Source organism: Stenotrophomonas sp. GD03819, assembly GCF_029841665.1.
Lineage (GTDB): Bacteria > Pseudomonadota > Gammaproteobacteria > Xanthomonadales > Xanthomonadaceae > Stenotrophomonas > Stenotrophomonas geniculata.
The window spans coordinates 1-20,640 of sequence record NZ_JAOCEW010000018.1 but is presented as its reverse complement, the minus strand read 5'-3'; the positions used below and the strand labels follow the sequence as shown (position 1 = coordinate 20,640).

Below are 20,640 nucleotides of genomic sequence, written 5' to 3'. Positions count from 1 at the left end.
TGTTGCTTCGGCTTCGGCGGGTGCAGGGCGCAGCCCTGCAAACAAACCCCACCCTCAGTAACGAGGCCGGCCTTCTTCCAGCACCTGGCGCAGGAACGGCACGGTGATCCGCCGCTTCGCCGCCAGTGACTCGCGGTCCAGCCAGTCCAGCAGCGTGATCAATCCACCCAGCTCGCGCCCGGTGTGCGACAGCAGCCACTCGATGGCCGCCTCGTCGATCGCCAGCCCACGCCGCAGTGCACGCTCACGCAGCACCGCCGCGCGACCTTCCTCATCCAACGGCTGCAGCAGCACGCGCACGCACTGGCCCAGGCGCGAACGCAGGTCGGGCAGTACCAGCCCCAGTTCTTCCGGCGCCTTCTGCGCCGTGTACAACACGGTCACGCCCGCAGCGCGCGCGCGGTTGTGGAAATCGAACAGCGCGATCTCGTCTTCGCGGTTGCCGGCGACCTCGTCCAGGCCGTCCAGCGCCACCAGCTCGCGCACCTCCAGCCCATCCAGCGCCGCACGCACGCGGCCGGCCGCACTGGCCAGCGGCACGTAGGTCGGCAGGCGGCCGGCCTGCTCGGCGCTGGAACACATCGCCAGCGCCTGATGGGTCTTGCCGGTGCCCGCCGCCCCTTCCAGGTAGACCCAATCGTGGCTGGCGCCCACCGCGATCGCGCGCAGCTGCGCCAGCGCGCCATCCGGCGCGCCGATGAAGGTCTCCAGGCGCTGGTCCCGCGGGTAATGCAGGGCCAGCGGCAGTTGCGGCACACCCATCACTTCAGGTCGGGGCCCTTGTCGTTCGGAATGATGATATGGGGGGCATCGACCACGCCATCAAGCACGATCGCCGGCTTCTCGCCCACGTACAGCTCGCTCTGGCGGTAGCGCTGGTGCGCGTAGCGCAGCAGCACGTTGGTCACCGCCGCCACCGGCAGCGCCAGCAGCATGCCGAGGAAGCCGAACAGCTGGCCGCCGGCCATCACCGCGAAGATCACCGCCACCGGGTGCAGGCCGATCTTGTCGCCGACGATGCGCGGGGTCAGCACGTAGCTTTCCAGCAGCTGGCCCACGGTGAACACCACGCCGACCAGGATCAGCAGCTTCAGGTCGAAGCCCTGCGCCTGCACCAGTGCGGCGATGATCGCCATCAGGATGCCGGTGGTCGCGCCCAGGTAAGGGATGAAGCTGATGAGGCCGGCAATCAGGCCGATCAGCAGGCCCAGCTTCAGGCCAACCAGCGACAGGCCACCGGCATAGATCACGCCCAGCGCCAGCATCACCAGGAACTGGCCGCGGATGAACGCGCCCAGCACCTCGTTGGATTCGCGCGCCAGCGCGCTGATGGTGCCGATCTGGTTGCGCGGAATCACCGACGCGACCCGCTCGACCAGCTTGTCCCAGTCACGCAGGAAGTAGAACGCCAGGATCGGCAGCAGCAGGATGTTGACCACCCAGGTCACCATCGCGAAGCCCGAGCGCGAGACGTAGCCCATGAACGTGGTGGCGAAGCCGCCGGCCTGCTGCCAGTGGCTGCGCACCCATTCGATCAGGCGGTCCGGATCCAGCCACTGCATCACTTCCAGGCCGGTCTTCTGCTCGAACCAGGGAATGCCCTTTTCCATCAACCACGCCTGTGCCTGCGGCGCGACCGCGATCAGGGTGGTGATCTGGCGCTCGATCATCGGCACCAGCACCAGCAGCAGCGCCACGATCACCAGCACCATCGCGGCGAACACCAGCACCACGCCGGTCATGCGCGAGCGGCCGGTGGCCTCGATGCGGTCCACCAGTGGATCGCCCAGCCAGGCCAGCGCCAGCGCCAGCACGAAGGGAGTCAGGATCGGCGCCAGCAGCCACACCACCCAGCCGACCAGGCCGGCGAACAGGATGTACTTCAGGCGGCGCAGGAACTGCGCGATTTCCGCTTCCGGGGTCAGAGTCATCGCAGGCGGTACTCGTTGCTGACCGGGGCGGCCACCGGAGTACCGGTGGTGTCATCGATCGGCGTCGGCAGGGCCGGCAGCGGTGCGCTCGGCACCAGCACGCCGTTGTCGCCCAGCATGCGGTTGAAGCCGGCCAGGCCGGTGGTCATCTCCAGGCTCAGCTCCAGCTGGCCGGCCGAAGCGTGCAGCGGGGTGACGTTGCGCACCACCGGTACCTCGCGCAGGCCGGCAGCCAGGCGCAGGTAGTCGTCGGCGCTGTTGATGCCGGTGACCACCACCCGGTAGCTGCCGGCCTGGCCGACGGCGGCGCCGGCCTTGGCATAACGCTTGACCAGCGCATCGGCGGCACCATCGGCACCGGCGGCCATCGCACGCATGGCGTTGGCGTCCTTGCTGGTCCACTTGTTCAGCTCACGGCCGTTGTCGACGAACACCCAGTCCGCCTGCCAGCCACCGTTGGCGCGGTACAGCTTGCCGATCAGCTGCATCGGCGGCGAGTAGCGCGAAGAGGCGCGGGCCACGGCGGCACTGTCCTGGCGCCAGATGGCACCGGCCAGTGCCTGTTCGGCAGCACCACCGCTGGGCAGGCCCAGCTTGTAGCCGCGCTCGATGGCGCGGTTCAGCAACGGCCGGGCGGCGTTGGCCTGCTGCACGCTGACCAGGCGCGGACCACTGCCGTCGTCGACGGCCAGCCACAGCACCGGCTTCGGGCGCGGCTGCGGCCACAGCGGCAGGCCCAGCGCCGACACCAGCGAATCGACATCGTCCTCGCGGAAGCGGGCTACCAGCAGGGTACGGAAGCTGGGGGCGCCACTGGCGCTCACGCTCTGGTCCTGCTTGTAGTCGTAGCTGGCCACGTAATCCTTGGCATTGCGCAGCGCCTGCGCCACGCCAGGGCGCGACATCACGCTGCGATCGCCGGACAATTTGCCCAGTACAACGCTCAAGGCGCGGGCCAGGGCGCCGTTGCGGTCGGCTTCGGCTTGGCTGTTGACGGGCACTTCGGCCTCGTACGCGCCAGTGGCGGTGGCAACATCACCCTCGGTGCGCAGGCCGCTCTGGGCCATCGTGGCCACCGGCAGGCTCAGCGCAAGGAGCAGGGTCAGAATCAGGCTGCGGCGCATCAGGACATCCATTGGCTCGACGTATCCGGGGGAATTGTTGCCCGAATACGGCCTTTGCGCCAATGCGGCCTGTTAAAATCGCCCGTTCAACCCCTGCCAGCGCCGACGCCCGTGACCAACACCCCGTCTTCCGCCCCCTCCCCCCTCACCTATCGTGACGCGGGTGTCGACATCGACGCCGGCAACGCGCTGGTCGAGCGGATCAAGCCCCTGGTCAAGCGCAGCTTCCGCCCGGAAGTGATGGGTGGCCTGGGTGGCTTCGGCGCCCTGTTCGACCTGTCCAACAAGTACCGCGAGCCGGTGCTGGTGTCCGGTACCGACGGCGTGGGCACCAAGCTGAAGCTGGCCCACCAGCTGAACCGCCACGATACGATCGGCATCGACCTGGTCGCCATGTGCGTGAACGACGTGCTGGTGCAGGGTGCCGAACCGCTGTTCTTCCTGGACTACTTCGCTACCGGCAAGCTGGACATCGACACCGCCGCGGCGGTCGTGGGCGGCATCGCCAACGGCTGCACCGAGGCCGGCTGTGCGCTGATCGGCGGCGAAACCGCTGAAATGCCCGACATGTATGCCCCGGGCGAGTACGACCTGGCCGGCTTCACGGTCGCTGCGGTCGAGAAGAGCGAGCTGAAGGACGGCGCCAGCGTGGCCGCCGGCGACGTGCTGATCGGCATCGCCTCGTCCGGCCCGCACTCCAACGGTTACTCACTGGTGCGCCGCATCTACGACCGCGCCGGTCGCCCGGCCGATCTGGAGCTGGAAGGCGGCGTGAAGCTGGTCGATGCGCTGATGGCGCCGACCCGCCTGTACGTCAAGCCGATCCTGTCGCTGCTGAAGTCGCACGGCGAAGCCATCCACGGCATGGCCCACATCACCGGTGGCGGCCTGACCGAGAACATCATCCGTGTGGTGCCCGAAGGCCTGGGCCTGGACATCCGGGCCTCGTCGTGGACCCTGCCGCCGGTGTTCCAGTGGCTGCAGAAGGAAGGCGCCGTGGCCGACAGTGAAATGTGGCGCACCTTCAACTGCGGCATCGGCTTCGTGCTGATCGTGGCGCCGGACCAGGTGGCTGCAGTGTCCGACGCGGTCAAGGCGCAGGGCCTGGAGCACTGGACCATCGGCCAGGTGGTCACCGCCGAAGGCGCCGAGCGCGTCCACATCGGCTGATCCCGGCAACCCAGGAGCCCGCATGGACGCAACGCCCCCCTTGTCGCCCGCCCCCGTGCCGCCGCCGCTGGCGACGGTACCGGTGTTCAGCGCGCAGGATGCCGATCACCTGCGCATGCTGGCCATCGCGCACTACGTGGTCGGCGCCCTGATCGCGCTGTTCTCGCTGATCTTCATCATCCACATCGTGCTGGGCATCACCGCGCTCACCGGCAACCTGCCGATGAATTCCGGCGGCCAGCCGTCATCGCCGGCCGAGGAACGCCTGTTCGGCTGGATGTTCACCATCGTCGGCTGCGTCATCGTGTTCGGTGGCGTGACCCTGGGCGCGTTCGTGGCCTACGCCGGCCGCTGCCTGACCCGTCGCCGCCGCTACCTGCTGTGCCTGATCGTGGCCGGCTTGGCCTGCCTGTTCACGCCGATCGGCACCGCACTGGGGGTGTTCAGCCTGATCACCCTGCTGCGCCCGCAGGTCAAGGCCGCCTTCGACCTTCCCGCCACGACCGCATGACTGCCTCCGGCAATCCGCCGCCGCTGCCACATCAGACCCTGGCGCAGCTGCAGCTGACCAGCCATCTGCAGACGCTGAAAGTGCTGTTCTACGCGTTGGCCGGCTTCCATTGGGTCGCCACAGTGGCGTTCCTCGGCCTCAGCGGCTGGGTGGCCCAGTCACGCGGGCTGGACGATGCCTGGATGCTGACCACGATCTATGCGTCGATCGCCGGGCTGGCCGCCGTGCTGGGGTTCGTGCAGCTGCACACCGCGCGCCAGCTGTCACATCGCACGGGGCTGGCCTGGTGCCAGCGCGCAGCCTGGCTGGGCGTACTGGCAGGCCCGCTGGGCATGGCCTTGGCCGCCTATGCCTGGGTGTTCCTGTCCAAGCCTGAAATGGCCGCGCTGTTCGACCGCGGCGACCACCTCAGTGTCTGAACCTGCCGGCAGACGCCCCGTCCTGTCCTGATCGATTTCCCATGTCCGCGCCTGCCCTCCCGACGTCCACTTCGCCCACCACCCACCGCTTCTCGGGCCCCAAGAAGCTGGCCTTTGCCACCGTACTGGCGGTGTTCGTCATCAGCTGGGTCCACCCGCTGTGGCCTACCGAACAGGCCCTGCACAGCACCCTGACCGTGATCGGGCTGGCCGCGCTGCTGTGGGTCGACCGTCGCGGCGGCTGGCTGGGCAACGGCGCCTTCATCGCCATCTGTGGCTTCATCGCGCTGCACTGCGTGGCGGCGCGCTGGCTGTATTCCAACGTGCCCTACGATGCTTGGGCGCAGGCGCTGACCGGCTGGTCGCCGAATGCGGCCTTCGGCTGGCAGCGCAATCACTTCGACCGCCTCATCCACTTCCTGTTCGGCGTCTGCTTCACTCCCGCGCTGCTGCAGCTGGCGCGCCATGCGTGGCCCGCGCTGCGCCTGGGCCAGGCCTTCACCCTGGCGGTGATGACGGTGATGTGTGCCAGCCTGGTCTACGAATGGTTCGAGTGGGCCATCGCGCTGGCGCTGTCGCCGGATGCCGCCGAGGCCTACAACGGCCAGCAGGGTGACATGTGGGATGCGCATGCCGACATGCTGATGGCGACCGTCGGCAGCCTGCTGACGTGGCCACTGATCCGCCGGAGTTCCCTGCAATGACCGCCCCAACCCGCATCGCCGTGCTCGCCTCGGGCCGCGGCAGCAACCTGCAGGCCATCCTCGACGCGATCGGCAGCGGCCGCCTGCCGGCCGAGGTGGTCGGCGTGTTTTCCGACCGCCCCGCCGCGGAGGCCCTGCAGCGCGTCGCACCGACCCTGCGCTGGGCACACGCACCGAAGTCCTTCAGTGACCGCGCCAGCTACGAGCAGGCGCTCGGCGATGCGCTTGCCGCAGTACAGCCGGACTGGATCGTCTGTGCAGGCTACATGCGCATCCTTGGTCCGGCCTTCGTGCAGCGCTTCGATGGCCGGCTGGTCAATATCCATCCGTCGCTGCTACCGCTGCACAAGGGCCTGGACACCCATGCCCGGGCGCTGCAGGCCGGCGATGCCGAGCACGGCGCCAGCGTGCACCTGGTGGTGCCGGAGCTGGATGCCGGAGCCGTGCTGGCGCAGGTACGTGTACCGGTGCAGCCAGGTGATGACGCGCACAGCCTGGCCGAGCGCGTGCTGGCGGTGGAGCATCCGCTGCTGATCGCCACCCTGCAGCTGTTGTGCGAGGGCCGCCTGGCTGAACGGGAGGGTCAGCCCTGGCTGGACGGTCACCCCCTGTTTAGCCCCTTGGCCCTAGATTCCGCCGGAAACCTGAACCGGTAACGCCCTTGCACACGCCCCGCTGACTGCGGGACTGGCATCCTGCCCCCTCCTGCGGTCCCTGTCCTCCATGAAGACCACGACCCTGCTGTCCACTTCATTGCTGCTGTCGCTTGCCGTGTTCCCCGGCGTGGGCTGGGGACAGGCACCGGCGCCTGCCACCCCGCCGGCACCGGTGCCCGCAGCGCAGCCACCTGCCGAGGCGCCGGCCGTACCGATGCCACCGGCACTGGCCTGGGAACCACCGCCGCTGCAGCCGTTCAGTGCCACCTACCAGGCCTTCTACAAGGGCAAGGAAGCGGGCGATGCCAGCATGCAGGTCACCCACACCGGCGGCAGCCAGTGGCGGGTGGACATGCAGGTGGTCGGCCGCCGCGGCTTTGCCAGCGTGCTGGGCCTGAACATCGAACAGAGCACAGTGTTCGAGGAGCGCAGCGGCGTGTATGCGCCGCTCAGCCAGAGCACGGTGCGCAAGGGCCTGTTCCTGGGCAAGAAGGCGGTCGGTACCTACAACTGGCAGGCCGGCACCGCGCAATGGACCGGTGACGTCAAGAAGGAACGCGCGCAGCCGATCCCGCTGCAGGCGGGCGACCAGAGCGCGCTGCTGATCAATCTGGCGATCATGCGCGATGCCCGCCCGGGCGCCGCCATGCACTATCGCTACGTGGACATGGGCAAGGTCCGCGAACACGACTACCAGGCCGCGCCGCAGACCGAGAACGTCGAGGTCGGCGACCTGTCCTACAACGCGCTGCGGGTCTACCGGACCAACGGCGGCAGAAACGAAACCATTCTCTGGATCGCCAACGGTGTCCCCACCCCGGTGCGCATCCTGCAACGCGAAGACGGCGAAGATCGCGTCGATCTGCGCCTGATCGAATACCAAGGAGTCTGAGCATGAACACCCTGACCCGCCCCCTCACCTGGATCGCAGCCGCTGCCCTGACCGTGGCCAGCCTGCCGGCCATGGCCCTGGAACCGTTCAAGGCGGATTACCTGGCCAGCTACATGGGCATGCAGGCCAACGGCACCATGACCCTGGCCAGCGAAGGCAGCAACAAGTGGCGCTACAGCCTGCAGGTGAAGAACCAGCTGGCCGACCTCAGCCAGAGCACGGTGTTCGAGGAAGTCCGTGGCCAGCTGCGCCCGCTCAGCAGCCAGGACCGTTCGGCGCTGCTGGTGAAGAAGCGCAACGTGCAGGCCAACTACAACTGGACCAGCAACCAGGCCACCTGGACCGGCGACATCAAGCCGGACCGTGCGGGCCCCATCGCGCTGAAGGCGGGCGACATGGACGCGCTGCTGATCAACCTGGCGATCGCCCGTGACCTGGCCGCCGGCAAGCCGCTGACCTATCGCATGGTCGACGAAGGCCGCATCAAGAACATGACGTACCGCGTGATCGGCAAGGAGTCGATCACCGTGGGCGGCAAGAGCTACGAGGCCACCAAGGTCTCGCGTGCCGACGGCAACAAGGAACTGATCGCGTGGATCGTGCCGGAGTTTCCGGTGCCGGCGCGCATGCTGCAGCGTGAGAGCGGCCGCGATGCGCTGGACCTGACCATCAAGGCGATGAACTGACCGGAGATCCACGTCATCCACGCATGGCGCGGATGGGTGTATCCCAAAAAGAAACGCCCGCTTTCGCGGGCGTTTTCTTATTTCTTCGCTTCGGCCGGTTTGTCTTCGGCCGCCTTGAACTCGGTGCGGCAGTCCACGCGGATCTGCTCGCCGGTGCTGCGCCAGACGAAGGTGCGGCAATGGCGGTTGCCGTCCTGGCTGTCGTTCACCGCAACCGCATAGAACGACTCGATGATCTCGTCACGCGTGACCGTACCGTCGCCGTTCCAGTCCATGTCCTTCTGCTCGATGCCCCGGGTGATGGCGATGTTGGCGTACCAGGCATAGCCCAGCCACGCCAGCACGATCAGCACCAGCGCAAGCAGCGCCTTGCGACGCGGGCTGAATTTCCCGCGCAGGATCATGGCACGCGCCGGATGGTGGCACCGAGCGAAGACAGCTTCTCTTCGATGTTCTCGTAGCCACGGTCAAGGTGGTAGATGCGGTCGATGGTGGTGTCGCCGCTGGCCATCAGGCCGGCCAGGATCAGCGACGCCGACGCACGCAGGTCGGTGGCCATCACCGGTGCACCGCTCAGGTGCTCGCTGCCACGCACGATGGCGGTGTGGCCTTCGACCTGGATGTCCGCGCCCAGGCGCAGCAGTTCGTTGACGTGCATGAAACGGTTCTCGAAGATCGTTTCGTTGATCACGCCCACGCCGTCGGCCACGCAGTTGAGCGCCATGAACTGCGCCTGCATGTCGGTCGGGAATGCCGGGTACGGCGCGGTGGTCAGGTTCACCGCCTTCGGCCGCTTGCCCTGCATGTCCAGGGTGATGGTGTCGTCGGTGGTCTCGATCTTCGCACCGGCCTCGACCAGCTTGGACAGCACCGCGTCCATGGTGTTCGGGCGCGCACGGTTGACCGTGACCTTGCCACCGGTCATCGCTGCGGCGACCAGGAAGGTGCCGGTCTCGATGCGGTCGGGCAGCACTTCATGGCGGCCACCGGACAGGCGCTCGACGCCTTCGATCACCAGGCGGGCGGTGCCCAGGCCTTCGATCTTCGCGCCCAGCGCGATCAGGCAGTGCGCCAGATCGGTCACTTCCGGTTCCATCGCGCAGTTGTCGAGGATGGTGGTGCCTTCAGCCAGCACCGCACCCATCAGCACGTTCTCGGTGCCGGTGACGCTGACCATGTCGAAGGTGAAATGGCCGCCCTTCAGGCGCTTGGCGGTGGCCTTGATGAAGCCGTTCTCGACCACGATCTCGGCACCCAGCGCCTGCAGGCCCTTGATGTGCTGGTCGACCGGACGCGAACCGATCGCGCAGCCGCCGGGCAGCGACACTTCGGCCGCGCCGAAGCGGGCCAGCAGCGGGCCCAGCACCAGGATCGAAGCGCGCATGGTCTTGACCAGCTCGTACGGTGCCACGTGCTGGTTGACCGAGCGCGGGTCGACCACGATCGCGCTGCCGCGCGACAGCGTGCCCTGGTCGATGGTGACCTTGGCGCCCAGCTCGCCCAGCAGCTTCACCGTGGTGACCACGTCGTGCAGGTGCGGCACGTTGGTGATCTCCACCGGCGCATCGGCCAGCAGGGTCGCGCAGAGAATGGGGAGGACGGCGTTCTTGGCGCCGGAGATGCTCACTTCACCGTGCAGCGCAGCGCCGCCGGTCACAACGATCTTGGCCATGTATTCGGGATCTTCTGCGGTTCAGCCGGCTTCGGCCGGGGTCACGGTTTTCAGCGCCAGCGCGTGGATCGCGCCGCCCATCAGGTCGCCCAGCGTGGCATACACCATGCGGTGGCGGGCCAGCGGCATCTTGCCGGCGAAGGCCTCGCAGACCACGGTCGCTTCGAAATGCACGCCATCGTCGCCCTGCACGTCGGCGCGGGCGCCAGGCAGGCCGGTTTCGATCAGATTGCGGATGGTGTCGGCGTCCAACGGGCTTTCCTAATAAAATGTGCGTCCATTCTACTTCCGCTGCGTGGCGTCCGCATGGCCGAATCCCTGTTGCCCCCCCGTTCCGTCGACCCTGCCGGCCTGGTCGCCAGCGGCCGCCGCGTCTTCGAGATCGAGCGGCAGGCGCTGGATGCCGTGGCCGACCGCCTTGGCGAGGCCTTCCAGCAGGCCTGCCAGGCGATCCTGGCCAGCCGCGGGCGGGTGGTCGCCACCGGCATGGGCAAGTCCGGGCATATCGCCCGCAAGATCGCCGCCACCCTGGCGTCCACCGGTACGCCGGCGTTCTACGTGCATCCCGGTGAAGCCGGCCACGGCGACCTGGGCATGATCACCGAGGACGACGTGGTGCTGGCCCTGTCCTATTCGGGCGAGTCCGACGAGGTGTTGATGCTGCTGCCGGTGCTCAAGCGCCAGGGCAACATGCTGATTTCCATGACCGGGCGCCCACAGTCCAGCCTGGCCACCGCTGCCGACATCCATCTGGATGTGAGCGTGCCGGCCGAGGCCTGCCCGCTGGCGTTGGCGCCCACCTCCAGCACCACCGCCTCGCTGGCGATGGGCGATGCGCTGGCTGTGGCCCTGCTCGACGCACGCGGCTTCACCGCCGATGACTTCGCCCGCTCGCATCCCGCCGGCAGCCTCGGCCGCCGCCTGTTGCTGCACATCACCGACGTGATGCACACCGGCGAGGACCTGCCCAGCGTGGGCGCCGACGCCAGCCTCAGCGAAGCGCTGATGGAAATGAGCCGCAAACGGTTGGGCATGACCGCCGTGGTCGATGCCGACGGCGTGCTGATCGGCCTGTTCACCGACGGTGACCTGCGCCGTGCGCTGGACAGCGCGCTGGACGTGCGCACCGCAAAGATCGCCGATGTGATGACCCGTAACCCGCGCACCATCGGTGCTGACCAGCTCGCGGTCGAGGCGGCCCAGCAGATGGAAACCCAGAAAATCAATGGCCTGATCGTGGTCGATGGCCAGGGCCGCGCGGTCGGCGCCCTGAACATTCATGACCTGTTGCGGGCCCGGGTGGTTTAACCGACAGTCCATCAACCCCATTCAGTCTGTAACGCCGCACCTGCCCCCAACGAGCCTGCCGCCCTGATGCCCTGGTCCCCCCTGCCCGCCTTCCCCGCCCACCTGCATGCCGCCGCGGCCCGTATCCGCCTGGCCTGCTTCGACGTGGACGGCACCCTCACCGACGGTCGGCTGTACTACGACAAGGACGGCAACGAGAGCAAGGCGTACTTCGTGCAGGATGGCCTGGGCCTGAAACTGCTGCAGCAGCACGGTATCCACCCCGTGCTGATCACCGCGCGCAACAGCCAGTCCGCGCTCAAGCGCGGCGCCGACCTCGGCATCGACACCCAGATCGCCGTGGGCGACAAGCTGGCCAGCGTGCAGGCGCTGTGCGCGCAGCACGGCATCGGCCTGGAACAGGTGGCGTTCATGGGCGATGACCTGCCCGACCTGGCGCCACTGGGTGCGGTCGGCCTGGCGGTGGCCCCGGCCAACGCCCATCCGTGGATCGCCGAGCGCGTGCACTGGCAGACCCGTGCCGAGGGCGGGCTGGGCGCCGCACGTGAGCTGTGCGACATCCTGCTGGCCGCCCAGGGCCACGTGGACGCCGTGCTGGCGAGGTTCGGCGCATGAACCTGCCCACCCTGAACTGGCGCACCGTGCTCGGCATCGGCCTGCTGCTGGCCGCCCTGCTGAGCAGTTGGGCGGCGCTGCGCAACCGCGACAAGGGGCCAGCCAAGGGTGGCCAGGAAGTCGGCGTGGATTACATCCTGCATGACTTCCAGATCGTCGCCCTGGATGAGCACGGCAAGGAATCGACCACCCTGCGTGCGCCGCTGCTGGAGCGCCAGCGCGGTGACCAGACCATCAACATCGCCACGCCGCTGTTCGAGATGCCGGACAAGGATGGCAAGCACTGGACCCTGCGTGCCGAGACCGGCTGGCTCAGTGCCAAGGGCGACGAGATGAAGCTGCGCGGCAATGTCGCCGGCGACAGCCCGGCCGGCCCGGGCACGGTGCCGACCACCTTCCGCACCGATCATCTGGACGTGTTCCCGAAGGAAAACCGCGCCCGCACCGACGCCCTGGTGACCATGACCCGCCCGGGCATGGAACAGTCCGGCGTCGGCTTCGAAGTGGATTCGAAGAACAACACGTATCATTTCCTCAGCCAGTCCAAGGGCCGCTACACGCCCAAGCACTGATTCCGCCGCCAGCCTGCGACGTCTCCGGACAGGCGCAGGGCCGGCAGCCCCATCCGCCCGCCCCCGGCCCGCCCGGGAGGCCCTCACCGGTAGAACGGACCCCGATGAAGATTCCCTTTGCCGCCGTACTCGCGCTCGGTCTTCTTGTCCCCAGCGCCGCCTTCGCCAAGTCCACCGACCGCAACGAAGACATGCACATCGATTCCGGCGCCCAGTCGGGCATGCTCACCGGCGACGGCAAGACCGTGCTGTCGCAGGGCGTGATCATCACCCAGGGCACGCTGGACCTGCGCTCGTCCGAGGCCGAGATCTACCTCAAGGACGGCGAGGCCGTGCGCGTGGTGTTCACCGGCAAGCAGGCCAAGATGAAGCAGCAGCTCGATGACGGCACCTGGATGGACGCGCTGGCTGATCGCATCGATTACGACATCAAGACCGAGATCATCACCCTGACCGGCAACTACAAGGTCACCAGCGCCCGCGGCACCAATGCCGGCCAGCGCATGGTCTACAACACCCGCACCGGCGAGATGAACTCCGGTGGTGACGGCAGCCGCGTGCGCACCGTCATCCCGCCGAAGAACAAGACCCCGGCCGCGCCTGCGGCACAGCCCAAGGCCACCACGCCGGCGCAGCCGGCCGGGAGCAGGAAGTAATGCTCGTCGCCAAGGGCCTGCGCAAGAAGTACAAGCAGCGCGAAGTGGTCAAGGACTTCGGGCTGACCCTCGACGCCGGTGAAGTGGTCGGCCTGCTCGGCCCCAACGGCGCCGGCAAGACCACCTGTTTCTACATGATCGTCGGCCTGGTTGCGGCTGACGCTGGCAGCATCGTGCTCGATGGCAAGGACATCACCGGTGACCCGATGTACACCCGCGCCAAGCAGGGCGTGGGCTATCTGCCGCAGGAACCGTCGGTGTTCCGCAAGCTGACCGTGGCCGACAACATCCGCCTGGTGCTGGAACTGCGCGAGGACCTCGATTCGAAGGGCCGCGAACGCGAATTGAACAGCCTGCTCGACGAACTGCAGCTGGGCCACGTCGCTGACCAGCTCGGTGCCAGCCTGTCCGGTGGCGAACGTCGCCGCTGCGAGATCGCCCGCGCCCTGGCCGCGCAGCCGCGCCTGATCCTGCTCGACGAACCGTTCGCCGGTGTCGACCCGATTTCGGTCGGCGAGATCCAGCGCATCGTCACCCATCTCAAGCAGCGTGGCATCGGCGTGTTGATCACCGACCACAATGTGCGCGAGACCTTGGGTATCTGCGACCGCGCGTATATCCTCGCCGAGGGCAGCGTGCTGGCCCAGGGTTCGCCGGAGGCGATCCTGGACAATGCCGACGTGCGTCGGGTCTACCTTGGGGATTCCTTCAAGCTGTGACTGCGGTCGCCGGGTCCCTTTCCTTCCTTTCGGCACAGGCATGAAGACTCGGCTGCAGACATCGTTGGGACAGCAACTGGTGCTCACGCCCCAGTTGCAGCAGGCGATCAAGCTGCTGCAGATGTCCACCACCGAGCTGGAGCTGGAAATCGCGCAGGCGGTGGAAAGCAATCCACTGCTGGACTGGGCCGACAGCAGTGACAGCAGCAGTACCGCCAACGAAGCCGGCGATGGCAACGACAGTGATGCCCCCGCAGAACGCACCGATGCCGGTGACGATTGGGCACCGGCCGAACTGGACTGGAGCGCGACCGGCAGCGGTGGCAGCTTCGACGATGACGACGACAACGGCAGCGCTGCCGAGCGCGTAGCCGAAACCGAAACACTGGCCGACCATCTGCTGTGGCAGCTGCATCTGTCGCATCTGTCCTCGCGTGATCGCAGCATCGGCGCGGCACTGATCGATGCATTGGACGACGACGGGTACCTGCGCGAGCCGCTGGCGACCATCGCTGAAACCCTGTTGCCGGCGATCCACGCCGACGAGGACGAGATCCTCGCCGTGCTGCATCGCATCCAGCGCTTCGATCCGGTGGGTGTGGCTGCACGCACGCTGGGCGAATGCCTGCTGCTGCAGCTGGATGTGCTAGCCGGCGACACGCCCGGCCTGATCCTGGCGCGGCAGATTGCCGCAGGCCCCTTGGAACGGTTGCCGCGCAGCGGCGTCGCCGGGCTTGCCCATGAGTTGAAGCAGCCGCTGGACGAGGTCGAGACTGCCGTGGCGCTGCTGCGCTCGCTGGACCCGCGCCCGGGCACGCAGATCGCACCGCTGTCGCAGGACACCTATGTGGTGCCGGACGTGGTGGTGTGGCGGCAGAACGGCGTGTGGCGCGCGGCGCTGGCCGCGCATGCCGGGCCGAAGGTGGTGATCCACCGCGGCTACGAACAGCTGATCCGACGCTGTGGCGACGCCGATGCCGGCTACCTGCGTGCCCAGCTGCAGGAAGCGCGCTGGCTGCTGAAAGGGCTGCAGCAGCGTGGCGAAACCCTGCTGCGCGTCGTGCGCAGCCTGATCCTGCAGCAGGCCGGCTTCCTTGAATTCGGTGAGCAGGCGCTGCGTCCACTGACCCTGCGCGAGATCGCCGCCGAGCTCGGCCTGCACGAATCCACGGTCTCGCGCGCGATCGCCCGCAAGCACGTGCGTACCCCGCGAGGCACCCTGCCGCTGCGCGCCTTCTTTGCCTCCGGCATCGATACCGAGGGCGGTGGCGAGGCGTCCAGCACCGCCATCCAGGCGATGATCCGGCGCCTGATCGACGACGAGAACCCGCGCAAGCCGCTTTCTGACGCCAAGCTGGCTGACCTGCTCAAATCATCGGGAATTCCAGTAGCGCGGCGCACCGTGGCGAAGTATCGTGAAGCCATGAACATTTCCGCCTCGCACGAAAGGGTCAGAATCGCTTGACGCGCCGCCGCGCCCGGCGGAGAGGTTCATTGGCACATCCGAACACAGGAGAAACCCGATGCGCATCGAAACGTTTGGCAAAGATGTCGAAGTCACCCCGGCCCTGCAGTCCTATGTAGAGGAGAAGCTGGCCCGGATCGGCAAACACTTCGACCAGCACTGCGAAGCGCGGGTGACCCTCAAGCTGCAGAAGACCGAACACCACGTCGACGCCAGCCTCAACATTCCCGGCCAGACCCTGCACGCCGAGGCCAATGCCCAGACCATGTATGCCGCGATCGACCTGCTTGCGGACAAGCTTGACCGCCTGGTGATCAAGCACAAGGAGAAAAAACAGCAGCACGCGCCGCTGCCGGTGGGCGACAATGGTGGCTGATCGCCACCGTTCCCCGCAGACATGCCCCTGACTGACCTCCTGGCGGCCGTGCAGACCCAGCTCTGCACGGCCACCGACCGCGACAGCGTCCTGCAGGCCGCCGCCGGGTTGCTGGCCTGCCGCCAGGCCAACGCCGAACAGATCTATCTGAACCTGTGCCAGCGCGAAGCGCTGGGCAGCACCGTGATCGGTCACGGCATCGCCATTCCCCACGGCCGCGCGCCAACCCTGGACCGCCCCCGCGGCGCCCTGCTGCGGTTGGCCACCCCGGTCGACTTCGGTGGCGACGAGCCGGTGGACCTGGTGTTCGCCATGGCCGTCCCCGCCCACTACACCCACCAGCACCTGATGCTGCTGTCCGAGCTGGCCGAGCTGTTCTCCGCGCCGGACATCCGCCAGGCCCTGCGCGAAGCGGGCGATGCCCGGGCCCTGCGCGAGGCGCTGGACATGACCCCACCTGCGAGCGCCGCATGAATACCAGCATCACCGCCCGTGAACTGTTCGAACAGCAGCGCGAGCGGCTGGGGCTGCGCTGGGCTGCCGGCAAGTCCGGCGAGAAGCGCGAGCTGGAGGCCGGCAACACGGTCTCGCGGCGCCCCTCGCTGGCCGGCTACCTCAACGCCATCTATCCCAACAAGGTGCAGATCCTGGGCACCGAGGAACTGTCCTGGCTGGATGCGCTGGAACCGCGCCAGCGTTGGGAGACCATCGAAAAGATCATGCAGTCGCACCCGCTGGCGCTGGTGCTGACCCGCAACCAGGCGTGCCCGGAAGACCTGCGTGCCGCCGCGGATGAATCCGGCACGCCGCTGTGGCTGTCGCCCAAGCGCGGCCACGAACTGCTCAACCACCTGTCCTACCACCTGGCGCGTACGCTGGCGCCGCGGGTGATCCTGCATGGTGTGTTCATGGAGATCTACTCGATCGGCGTGCTGATCACCGGCGAGGCCGGATCGGGCAAGAGCGAGCTGGCGCTGGAACTGCTCAGCCGTGGCCATCGCCTGGTCGCCGACGATGCCCCCGAATTCACCCAGATCGCGCCCGACGTACTCGACGGCACCTGCCCCGAGCTGCTGCAGGACCTGCTGGAAGTGCGCGGCCTGGGCGTACTGAACGTGCGCGAGATGTTCGGCGACACAGCTGTAAAGAAGAACAAGTACCTTCGGCTGATCGTCCACCTGACCAAGCCGATGACCGAACCCACCCCGCATGGCTACGAGCGCCTGACCGGCGACTCGGGCACCCGCCATGTGCTGGACCTGGATGTTCCGCTGATCACCCTGCCGGTGATGCCTGGCCGTAACCTGGCCGTGCTGACCGAAGCCGCCACCCGCCTGCATATCCTGCGTACCAAGGGCATCGACCCGGCGGCGATGTTCATCGCCCGCCACAGCAACCTGCTGGAACGGCGAACGCCCTGATTCCCCTGCCCTTCGAAGAGCCTGTCCATGAGCACCGCAACCCCCTCCGCCCCGACCCTGATCATCGTCAGCGGCCTGTCCGGCTCGGGTAAATCCGTCGCCCTGAAGACCTTCGAGGACCAGGACTACTACTGCTCGGACAACCTGCCGATCCACCTGCTGCCTGACTTCGTGCGCAGCCTGCTGGCCAACCACGACGGCAGCGCGCCGCGTCGGCTGGCGGTGGGCATCGACGTGCGCGGCCAGGCCGACCTGAGCCAGCTGGGCGACTGGCGGCAGCTGGCCACCGACGCCGGCGTGGAAGTGAAGGTGCTGTTCTTCGAGGCCAGCGATGAAACGGTGCTCAAGCGCTATGCCGACACCCGCCGTCGCCATCCGCTGAGCCAGCTGGGCCTGTCGCTGCCCGAAGCGATCGCCCGCGAGCGCGAGCTGACCGCACCGCTGCGCCGCGAGGCCGATGCGGTGATCGATACCAGCAACCTCAACGTGCATCAGCTGCGGCGGCGGATCATCACCGAGTTCACGATGGACCATGCCACCGGCCTGTCGCTGCTGTTCGAATCGTTTGCCTACAAGCGCGGCGTGCCGGCCGAGGCGGACTTCGTGTTCGACGCGCGGGTGCTGCCCAATCCACACTGGGACCCGGACCTGCGCGCGCTCAGCGGCCGTGAGCCTGGCGTGCGTGACTACCTGGAAGCGCAGCCGGACGTGCAGCGCTACCTGGCCCAGCTGATGGATTTCCTCGATACCTGGCTGCCGAAGCTGGGGGATGGCACCCGCAGCTACGTGACCGTGGCGTTCGGCTGCACCGGCGGCAAGCACCGGTCGGTGTTCCTGGCCGAGCGCCTGGCCCGGCATGCCCGCGAGATGGGCTGGGAAGACGTGGCGACGTACCACCGCGAACAGGATTGAGGGGGTCGGCCGGGCTGCGCCCGGCACCCGCCGGTAGTGCCGGCCGCTGGCCGGCAACAGCAACAGCAAAAGCAAAAGCGGCATTCCGTGGGATGGCGGGGCGATGTGGGCAGGCAGGACACGCCGTGAACCCCTCCCTGGGGGCTCGATGGCGCCATCCATGGCGCCAACGGTCCTGCCTACCCACACCGCCCCGCCTCTGACAGATTCCGTGTGCTGTTGGTGGGTGTCGACCTTGGTCGACACGATCCACGCCATGCGTGGATGAGTCCCGGTCAGGCATCGAAAAACGCATGGGGTCGGATCCCTTTTCCAGGGGAAAAGGGCTCTGACCCTGGCAACACTGAATACGGGACACAGTGCCCCTCTCCTGCTGCTATCGCCAATTCACCTTGACCTGTTAACGTGCAGTAATGACCTGTGGCATTCTCCTCGTAACACATCCCGGGGTCGGGACCGCCCTGCTTGACGTGGCGACCCGGCTCCTGCGGCAGTTGCCGCTGAAAACCGAAGCTTTCGAAGTACCGTTCGACGCAGACCTGGATGCTCTTCTCCCGCTTGCCTCGGCCGCTCTGCGGCGGGTCGATGGCGGTGAAGGTGTGCTGATCCTGACCGACCTGTACGGCGCCAGCCCCGCCAACCTTGCCGGGCAGCTGGCCCGTCTGGGGACCCCGGTTCGCCGGGTGTCGGCGCTGAGCCTGCCGATGTTGCTGCGGGTGATGAATTATCCGGAACAGGGACTGGATCAACTGCCCGCCACAGCCGCGGCGGGTACCCGTAATGGAGCGATAGTCGACGATGCTTGAACGAGAACTCACCGTGAGCAACCGCTTGGGCCTGCATGCCCGGGCCACCGCCAAGCTGGTGCAGACCCTGGCGCCGTTCCGCTGCAACGTGACCATGGCCGCCAAGGGCCGTGAGATCAACGCCAAGAGCATCATGGGCGTGATGCTGCTGGCCGCCGGCCAGGGCACCCCGGTCACGGTGCGCATCAACGGCGAGGACGAAGCCGCCGCGATGGAAGCGGTGGTCGGCCTGTTCGAACGCCGCTTCGACGAGGACAGCTGAGCGTGCCACGCGCGCGTGCCGCCCAGGTCCCTTCCAGCCAGCGGCCGGTACAGCTGCTGGCCGGGCACGGTGCTGCCCGTGGCGCGGCGATGGGCCGGGCACGGGTGCGCCTGCCGCATGCGCTGGAAGTGGCCGAGCAGCGCATCGCCGCCCATCAGATCGAGGCCGAACTGGCCCGCCTGCACCGGGCGGTGGATGCCGCGCGCACGGAAATGCACGAGCTGCGCCAGCGCCTGCATGGCGCCTTGAACCAGGAAGTGGGCGAGTTCCTCGACCTGCATGCCCTGCTGCTGGACGATCCCGAGCTGTTGTTCGGGCTGGACGAACTGATCCGCAGCGGCCCCTACAGCGCCGGCTATGCACTGCGCCTGCAGCGTGACCGCCTGGCCAAGGTCTTCGATGGCATGGACGATGCCTATCTGAAGAGCCGCATGGACGACCTGGACCATGTGATCGGCCGCATCCACGCCTTCCTGCAGCCCGAACGGCCGCCGGTGATGAAGGGCCTGGCCGGGGAGATCCTGGTCTGCGACAACATCGCCCCGTCCGAGCTGGCGCAACTGCAGGCGCAGGGCGTGGTCGGCATCGTCACCGCCGCCGGCAGCGCGCTGTCGCACAGCGCCATCCTGGCGCGCAGCCTGCACCTGCCCCTGATCGTCAACGTGCCGCAGCTGCTCAGCCGCATCGCCGATGGCGACGTGCTGATCATCGATGGCGCCGACGGCAGCATCACCGCCAACCCGCAGGCCGACAACCTGCGCGACTACCGCGCGCGCCTGAAAGAGCATGCGCGCGAGCAGCGCGAGCTCGGCCGCCTGCGCAGCAAGCCCAGCCGTACCCGCGACCAGGTCGACATCGCGCTGCTGGCCAATGCCGAATCGCTGGAGGACGTCACCCAGGCACATGCGCTGGGCGCGCAGGGACTGGGCCTGTACCGCACCGAATTCCTGTTCCTGCAGCGGAACGAGCTGCCGGACGAAGAAGAACAGTTCCAGACCTACCGCGATGCCGCATTGGGCATGAGCGGGCGACCGGTCACCATCCGCACGCTCGATCTGGGCGCGGACAAGGCCGACCGTACCGGCCTGACCCTGAGCAATGAAGAGAACCCGGCCTTGGGACTGCGCGGCGTGCGCCTGTCGCTGGCACGGCCGAAGGTGGCCGACACCCAGCTGCGCGCGATCCTGCGGGCCTCGGCCTACGGCAAGCTGCGCGTGCTGGTGCCGATGGTCAGCACCCGCGAGGAACTGCTGGCGGTGCGCCGGCGCATGCTCAAGCTGACCGAACAGCTGCGTGGCGAAGGTCACATGGTGTCCGACCATGTGCCACTGGGGGCGATGATCGAGGTGCCCGCTGCGGCGTTGGCACTGGAGAGCTTCATCGACCTGGTCGACTTCCTGTCGATCGGCACCAACGACCTGGTGCAGTACCTGCTGGCCGCCGACCGCAACAACGAGGCACTGGGCGAGCTGTATTCGCCACTGCATCCGGCCGTGCTGCGGCTGCTGCAGATGGTGATCGAGACCGGTGCGCGGCATCGCATCCCGGTGGCGGTCTGCGGTGAGATGGCCGGTGATGCTCGGATGACGCCACTGCTGCTGGCGCTGGGCCTGAGCGAGTTCAGCCTGCACCCCGGCACACTGCTGGAGGTGCGCCGCGCGATCCGCGAGGCCGACCTGGCCACGCTGCGTGCGCGCGCACCGAAGCTGCTGGCCGCACGCGACCGCCGCGCCATCGAGCGCTGGCTGGCGCTGGTGGCCGAA

The 20,640-nt window shown here is 67.7% G+C and carries 26 protein-coding genes; 20 read left to right on the top strand and 6 right to left on the bottom strand.

Translation table 11 applies throughout. The annotated features are described in order from the left end of the window. Positions 1–54: 54 nt before the first annotated feature. The 3 genes from hda to N5D45_RS12240 are packed head-to-tail and all read right to left on the bottom strand — an operon-like array spanning position 55 to position 3,067. Positions 55–762, bottom strand: coding sequence for a DnaA regulatory inactivator Hda (gene hda / locus N5D45_RS12250; RefSeq protein WP_010483615.1), 708 nt, complete (start codon positions 760–762; stop codon positions 55–57). After that, the gene (locus N5D45_RS12245; protein ID WP_010483616.1) at positions 762–1,931 is read right to left on the bottom strand and encodes an AI-2E family transporter; all 1,170 of its coding nucleotides are present in this window, start codon (positions 1,929–1,931) and stop codon (positions 762–764) included. Before N5D45_RS12245 ends, hda begins: the two co-directional genes overlap by 1 nt. Continuing rightward, a complete protein-coding gene (locus tag N5D45_RS12240; protein ID WP_134958579.1) occupies positions 1,928–3,067 on the bottom strand; it encodes a DUF2066 domain-containing protein in 1,140 nt (379 codons plus the stop codon). Before N5D45_RS12240 ends, N5D45_RS12245 begins: the two co-directional genes overlap by 4 nt. A gap of 99 nt (positions 3,068–3,166) precedes the next feature. On the opposite strand from N5D45_RS12240, the gene purM reads away from it, so the two are divergent. From purM to N5D45_RS12205, 7 genes are all read left to right on the top strand, one after another. Beyond that, on the top strand, positions 3,167–4,225 hold the full coding sequence (gene purM / locus N5D45_RS12235; protein ID WP_257471139.1) for a phosphoribosylformylglycinamidine cyclo-ligase: 1,059 nt from the start codon (positions 3,167–3,169) through the stop codon (positions 4,223–4,225). A gap of 22 nt (positions 4,226–4,247) precedes the next feature. Then, on the top strand, positions 4,248–4,736 hold the full coding sequence (locus N5D45_RS12230; RefSeq protein ID WP_019336866.1) for a hypothetical protein: 489 nt from the start codon (positions 4,248–4,250) through the stop codon (positions 4,734–4,736). After that, on the top strand, positions 4,733–5,155 hold the full coding sequence (locus N5D45_RS12225; protein WP_279939029.1) for a hypothetical protein: 423 nt from the start codon (positions 4,733–4,735) through the stop codon (positions 5,153–5,155). Before N5D45_RS12230 ends, N5D45_RS12225 begins: the two co-directional genes overlap by 4 nt. Before the next feature lie 41 nt (positions 5,156–5,196). Then, positions 5,197–5,859: a DUF2238 domain-containing protein gene (locus tag N5D45_RS12220; RefSeq protein ID WP_279939028.1), complete on the top strand. Its 663-nt coding sequence runs from the start codon at positions 5,197–5,199 to the stop codon at positions 5,857–5,859. Next, positions 5,856–6,515: a phosphoribosylglycinamide formyltransferase gene (purN, locus tag N5D45_RS12215; protein ID WP_057503567.1), complete on the top strand. Its 660-nt coding sequence runs from the start codon at positions 5,856–5,858 to the stop codon at positions 6,513–6,515. The genes N5D45_RS12220 and purN overlap by 4 nt, the downstream gene beginning before the upstream one ends. Before the next feature lie 67 nt (positions 6,516–6,582). After that, positions 6,583–7,407: a DUF3108 domain-containing protein gene (locus N5D45_RS12210; RefSeq protein ID WP_100447916.1), complete on the top strand. Its 825-nt coding sequence runs from the start codon at positions 6,583–6,585 to the stop codon at positions 7,405–7,407. Between the two features lie 2 nt (positions 7,408–7,409). After that, positions 7,410–8,093 carry a DUF3108 domain-containing protein gene (locus N5D45_RS12205; protein WP_010483632.1) on the top strand — a complete coding sequence of 228 codons (684 nt, stop codon included), beginning with the start codon at positions 7,410–7,412 and terminating at the stop codon, positions 8,091–8,093. Positions 8,094–8,170: 77 nt separating this feature from the next. Here the strand turns inward: N5D45_RS12205 and N5D45_RS12200 are convergent, their stop codons facing one another. Genes N5D45_RS12200 through N5D45_RS12190 form a run of 3 tightly spaced genes read right to left on the bottom strand, consistent with a single transcriptional unit; the run spans position 8,171 to position 10,017 of the window. Further along, positions 8,171–8,497: a hypothetical protein gene (locus tag N5D45_RS12200; protein ID WP_049455550.1), complete on the bottom strand. Its 327-nt coding sequence runs from the start codon at positions 8,495–8,497 to the stop codon at positions 8,171–8,173. After that, the gene (gene murA / locus N5D45_RS12195) at positions 8,494–9,765 is read right to left on the bottom strand and encodes a UDP-N-acetylglucosamine 1-carboxyvinyltransferase (protein WP_010483637.1); all 1,272 of its coding nucleotides are present in this window, start codon (positions 9,763–9,765) and stop codon (positions 8,494–8,496) included. Before murA ends, N5D45_RS12200 begins: the two co-directional genes overlap by 4 nt. 21 nt (positions 9,766–9,786) lie before the next feature. Beyond that, positions 9,787–10,017, bottom strand: coding sequence for a BolA family protein (locus tag N5D45_RS12190; protein WP_005408396.1), 231 nt, complete (start codon positions 10,015–10,017; stop codon positions 9,787–9,789). A gap of 54 nt (positions 10,018–10,071) precedes the next feature. On the opposite strand from N5D45_RS12190, the gene N5D45_RS12185 reads away from it, so the two are divergent. The 13 genes from N5D45_RS12185 to ptsP form a co-directional block, all read left to right on the top strand. Next, entirely contained in the window at positions 10,072–11,073 is a 1,002-nt protein-coding gene (locus N5D45_RS12185; protein ID WP_279939027.1) for a KpsF/GutQ family sugar-phosphate isomerase, read from the top strand. Positions 11,074–11,139: 66 nt separating this feature from the next. Beyond that, entirely contained in the window at positions 11,140–11,688 is a 549-nt protein-coding gene (locus tag N5D45_RS12180; RefSeq protein ID WP_010483642.1) for an HAD hydrolase family protein, read from the top strand. Then, complete coding sequence (gene lptC / locus N5D45_RS12175; RefSeq protein ID WP_049410270.1) at positions 11,685–12,260, top strand: LPS export ABC transporter periplasmic protein LptC; 576 nt, start codon at positions 11,685–11,687, stop codon at positions 12,258–12,260. The genes N5D45_RS12180 and lptC overlap by 4 nt, the downstream gene beginning before the upstream one ends. A gap of 104 nt (positions 12,261–12,364) precedes the next feature. Continuing rightward, positions 12,365–12,916 carry a lipopolysaccharide transport periplasmic protein LptA gene (gene lptA, locus N5D45_RS12170; protein WP_005408392.1) on the top strand — a complete coding sequence of 184 codons (552 nt, stop codon included), beginning with the start codon at positions 12,365–12,367 and terminating at the stop codon, positions 12,914–12,916. Continuing rightward, a complete protein-coding gene (lptB, locus tag N5D45_RS12165; RefSeq protein WP_010483646.1) occupies positions 12,916–13,635 on the top strand; it encodes an LPS export ABC transporter ATP-binding protein in 720 nt (239 codons plus the stop codon). The genes lptA and lptB overlap by 1 nt, the downstream gene beginning before the upstream one ends. 40 nt (positions 13,636–13,675) lie before the next feature. Continuing rightward, positions 13,676–15,100 carry an RNA polymerase factor sigma-54 gene (locus N5D45_RS12160; RefSeq protein ID WP_109814071.1) on the top strand — a complete coding sequence of 475 codons (1,425 nt, stop codon included), beginning with the start codon at positions 13,676–13,678 and terminating at the stop codon, positions 15,098–15,100. 58 nt (positions 15,101–15,158) lie between these two features. Continuing rightward, positions 15,159–15,476, top strand: coding sequence for a ribosome-associated translation inhibitor RaiA (raiA, locus tag N5D45_RS12155; protein WP_004147311.1), 318 nt, complete (start codon positions 15,159–15,161; stop codon positions 15,474–15,476). A 21-nt stretch (positions 15,477–15,497) separates the two neighbouring features. Next, positions 15,498–15,950: a PTS sugar transporter subunit IIA gene (locus tag N5D45_RS12150; protein ID WP_010483653.1), complete on the top strand. Its 453-nt coding sequence runs from the start codon at positions 15,498–15,500 to the stop codon at positions 15,948–15,950. After that, complete coding sequence (gene hprK, locus N5D45_RS12145) at positions 15,947–16,897, top strand: HPr(Ser) kinase/phosphatase (RefSeq protein WP_005408388.1); 951 nt, start codon at positions 15,947–15,949, stop codon at positions 16,895–16,897. The genes N5D45_RS12150 and hprK overlap by 4 nt, the downstream gene beginning before the upstream one ends. Positions 16,898–16,924: 27 nt before the next feature. Beyond that, positions 16,925–17,809 carry an RNase adapter RapZ gene (gene rapZ / locus N5D45_RS12140; protein WP_010483655.1) on the top strand — a complete coding sequence of 295 codons (885 nt, stop codon included), beginning with the start codon at positions 16,925–16,927 and terminating at the stop codon, positions 17,807–17,809. 413 nt (positions 17,810–18,222) lie between these two features. Further along, positions 18,223–18,615, top strand: a complete 393-nt coding sequence (locus tag N5D45_RS12135; RefSeq protein ID WP_010483657.1) for a PTS fructose subfamily transporter subunit IIA — start codon at positions 18,223–18,225, stop codon at positions 18,613–18,615. Beyond that, on the top strand, positions 18,608–18,877 hold the full coding sequence (locus tag N5D45_RS12130) for an HPr family phosphocarrier protein (protein WP_005408385.1): 270 nt from the start codon (positions 18,608–18,610) through the stop codon (positions 18,875–18,877). The genes N5D45_RS12135 and N5D45_RS12130 overlap by 8 nt, the downstream gene beginning before the upstream one ends. A 2-nt stretch (positions 18,878–18,879) precedes the next feature. Then, positions 18,880–20,640 (top strand): phosphoenolpyruvate--protein phosphotransferase (gene ptsP / locus N5D45_RS12125; protein ID WP_279939026.1); only part of this gene is annotated, 1,761 nt, incomplete at its 3' end.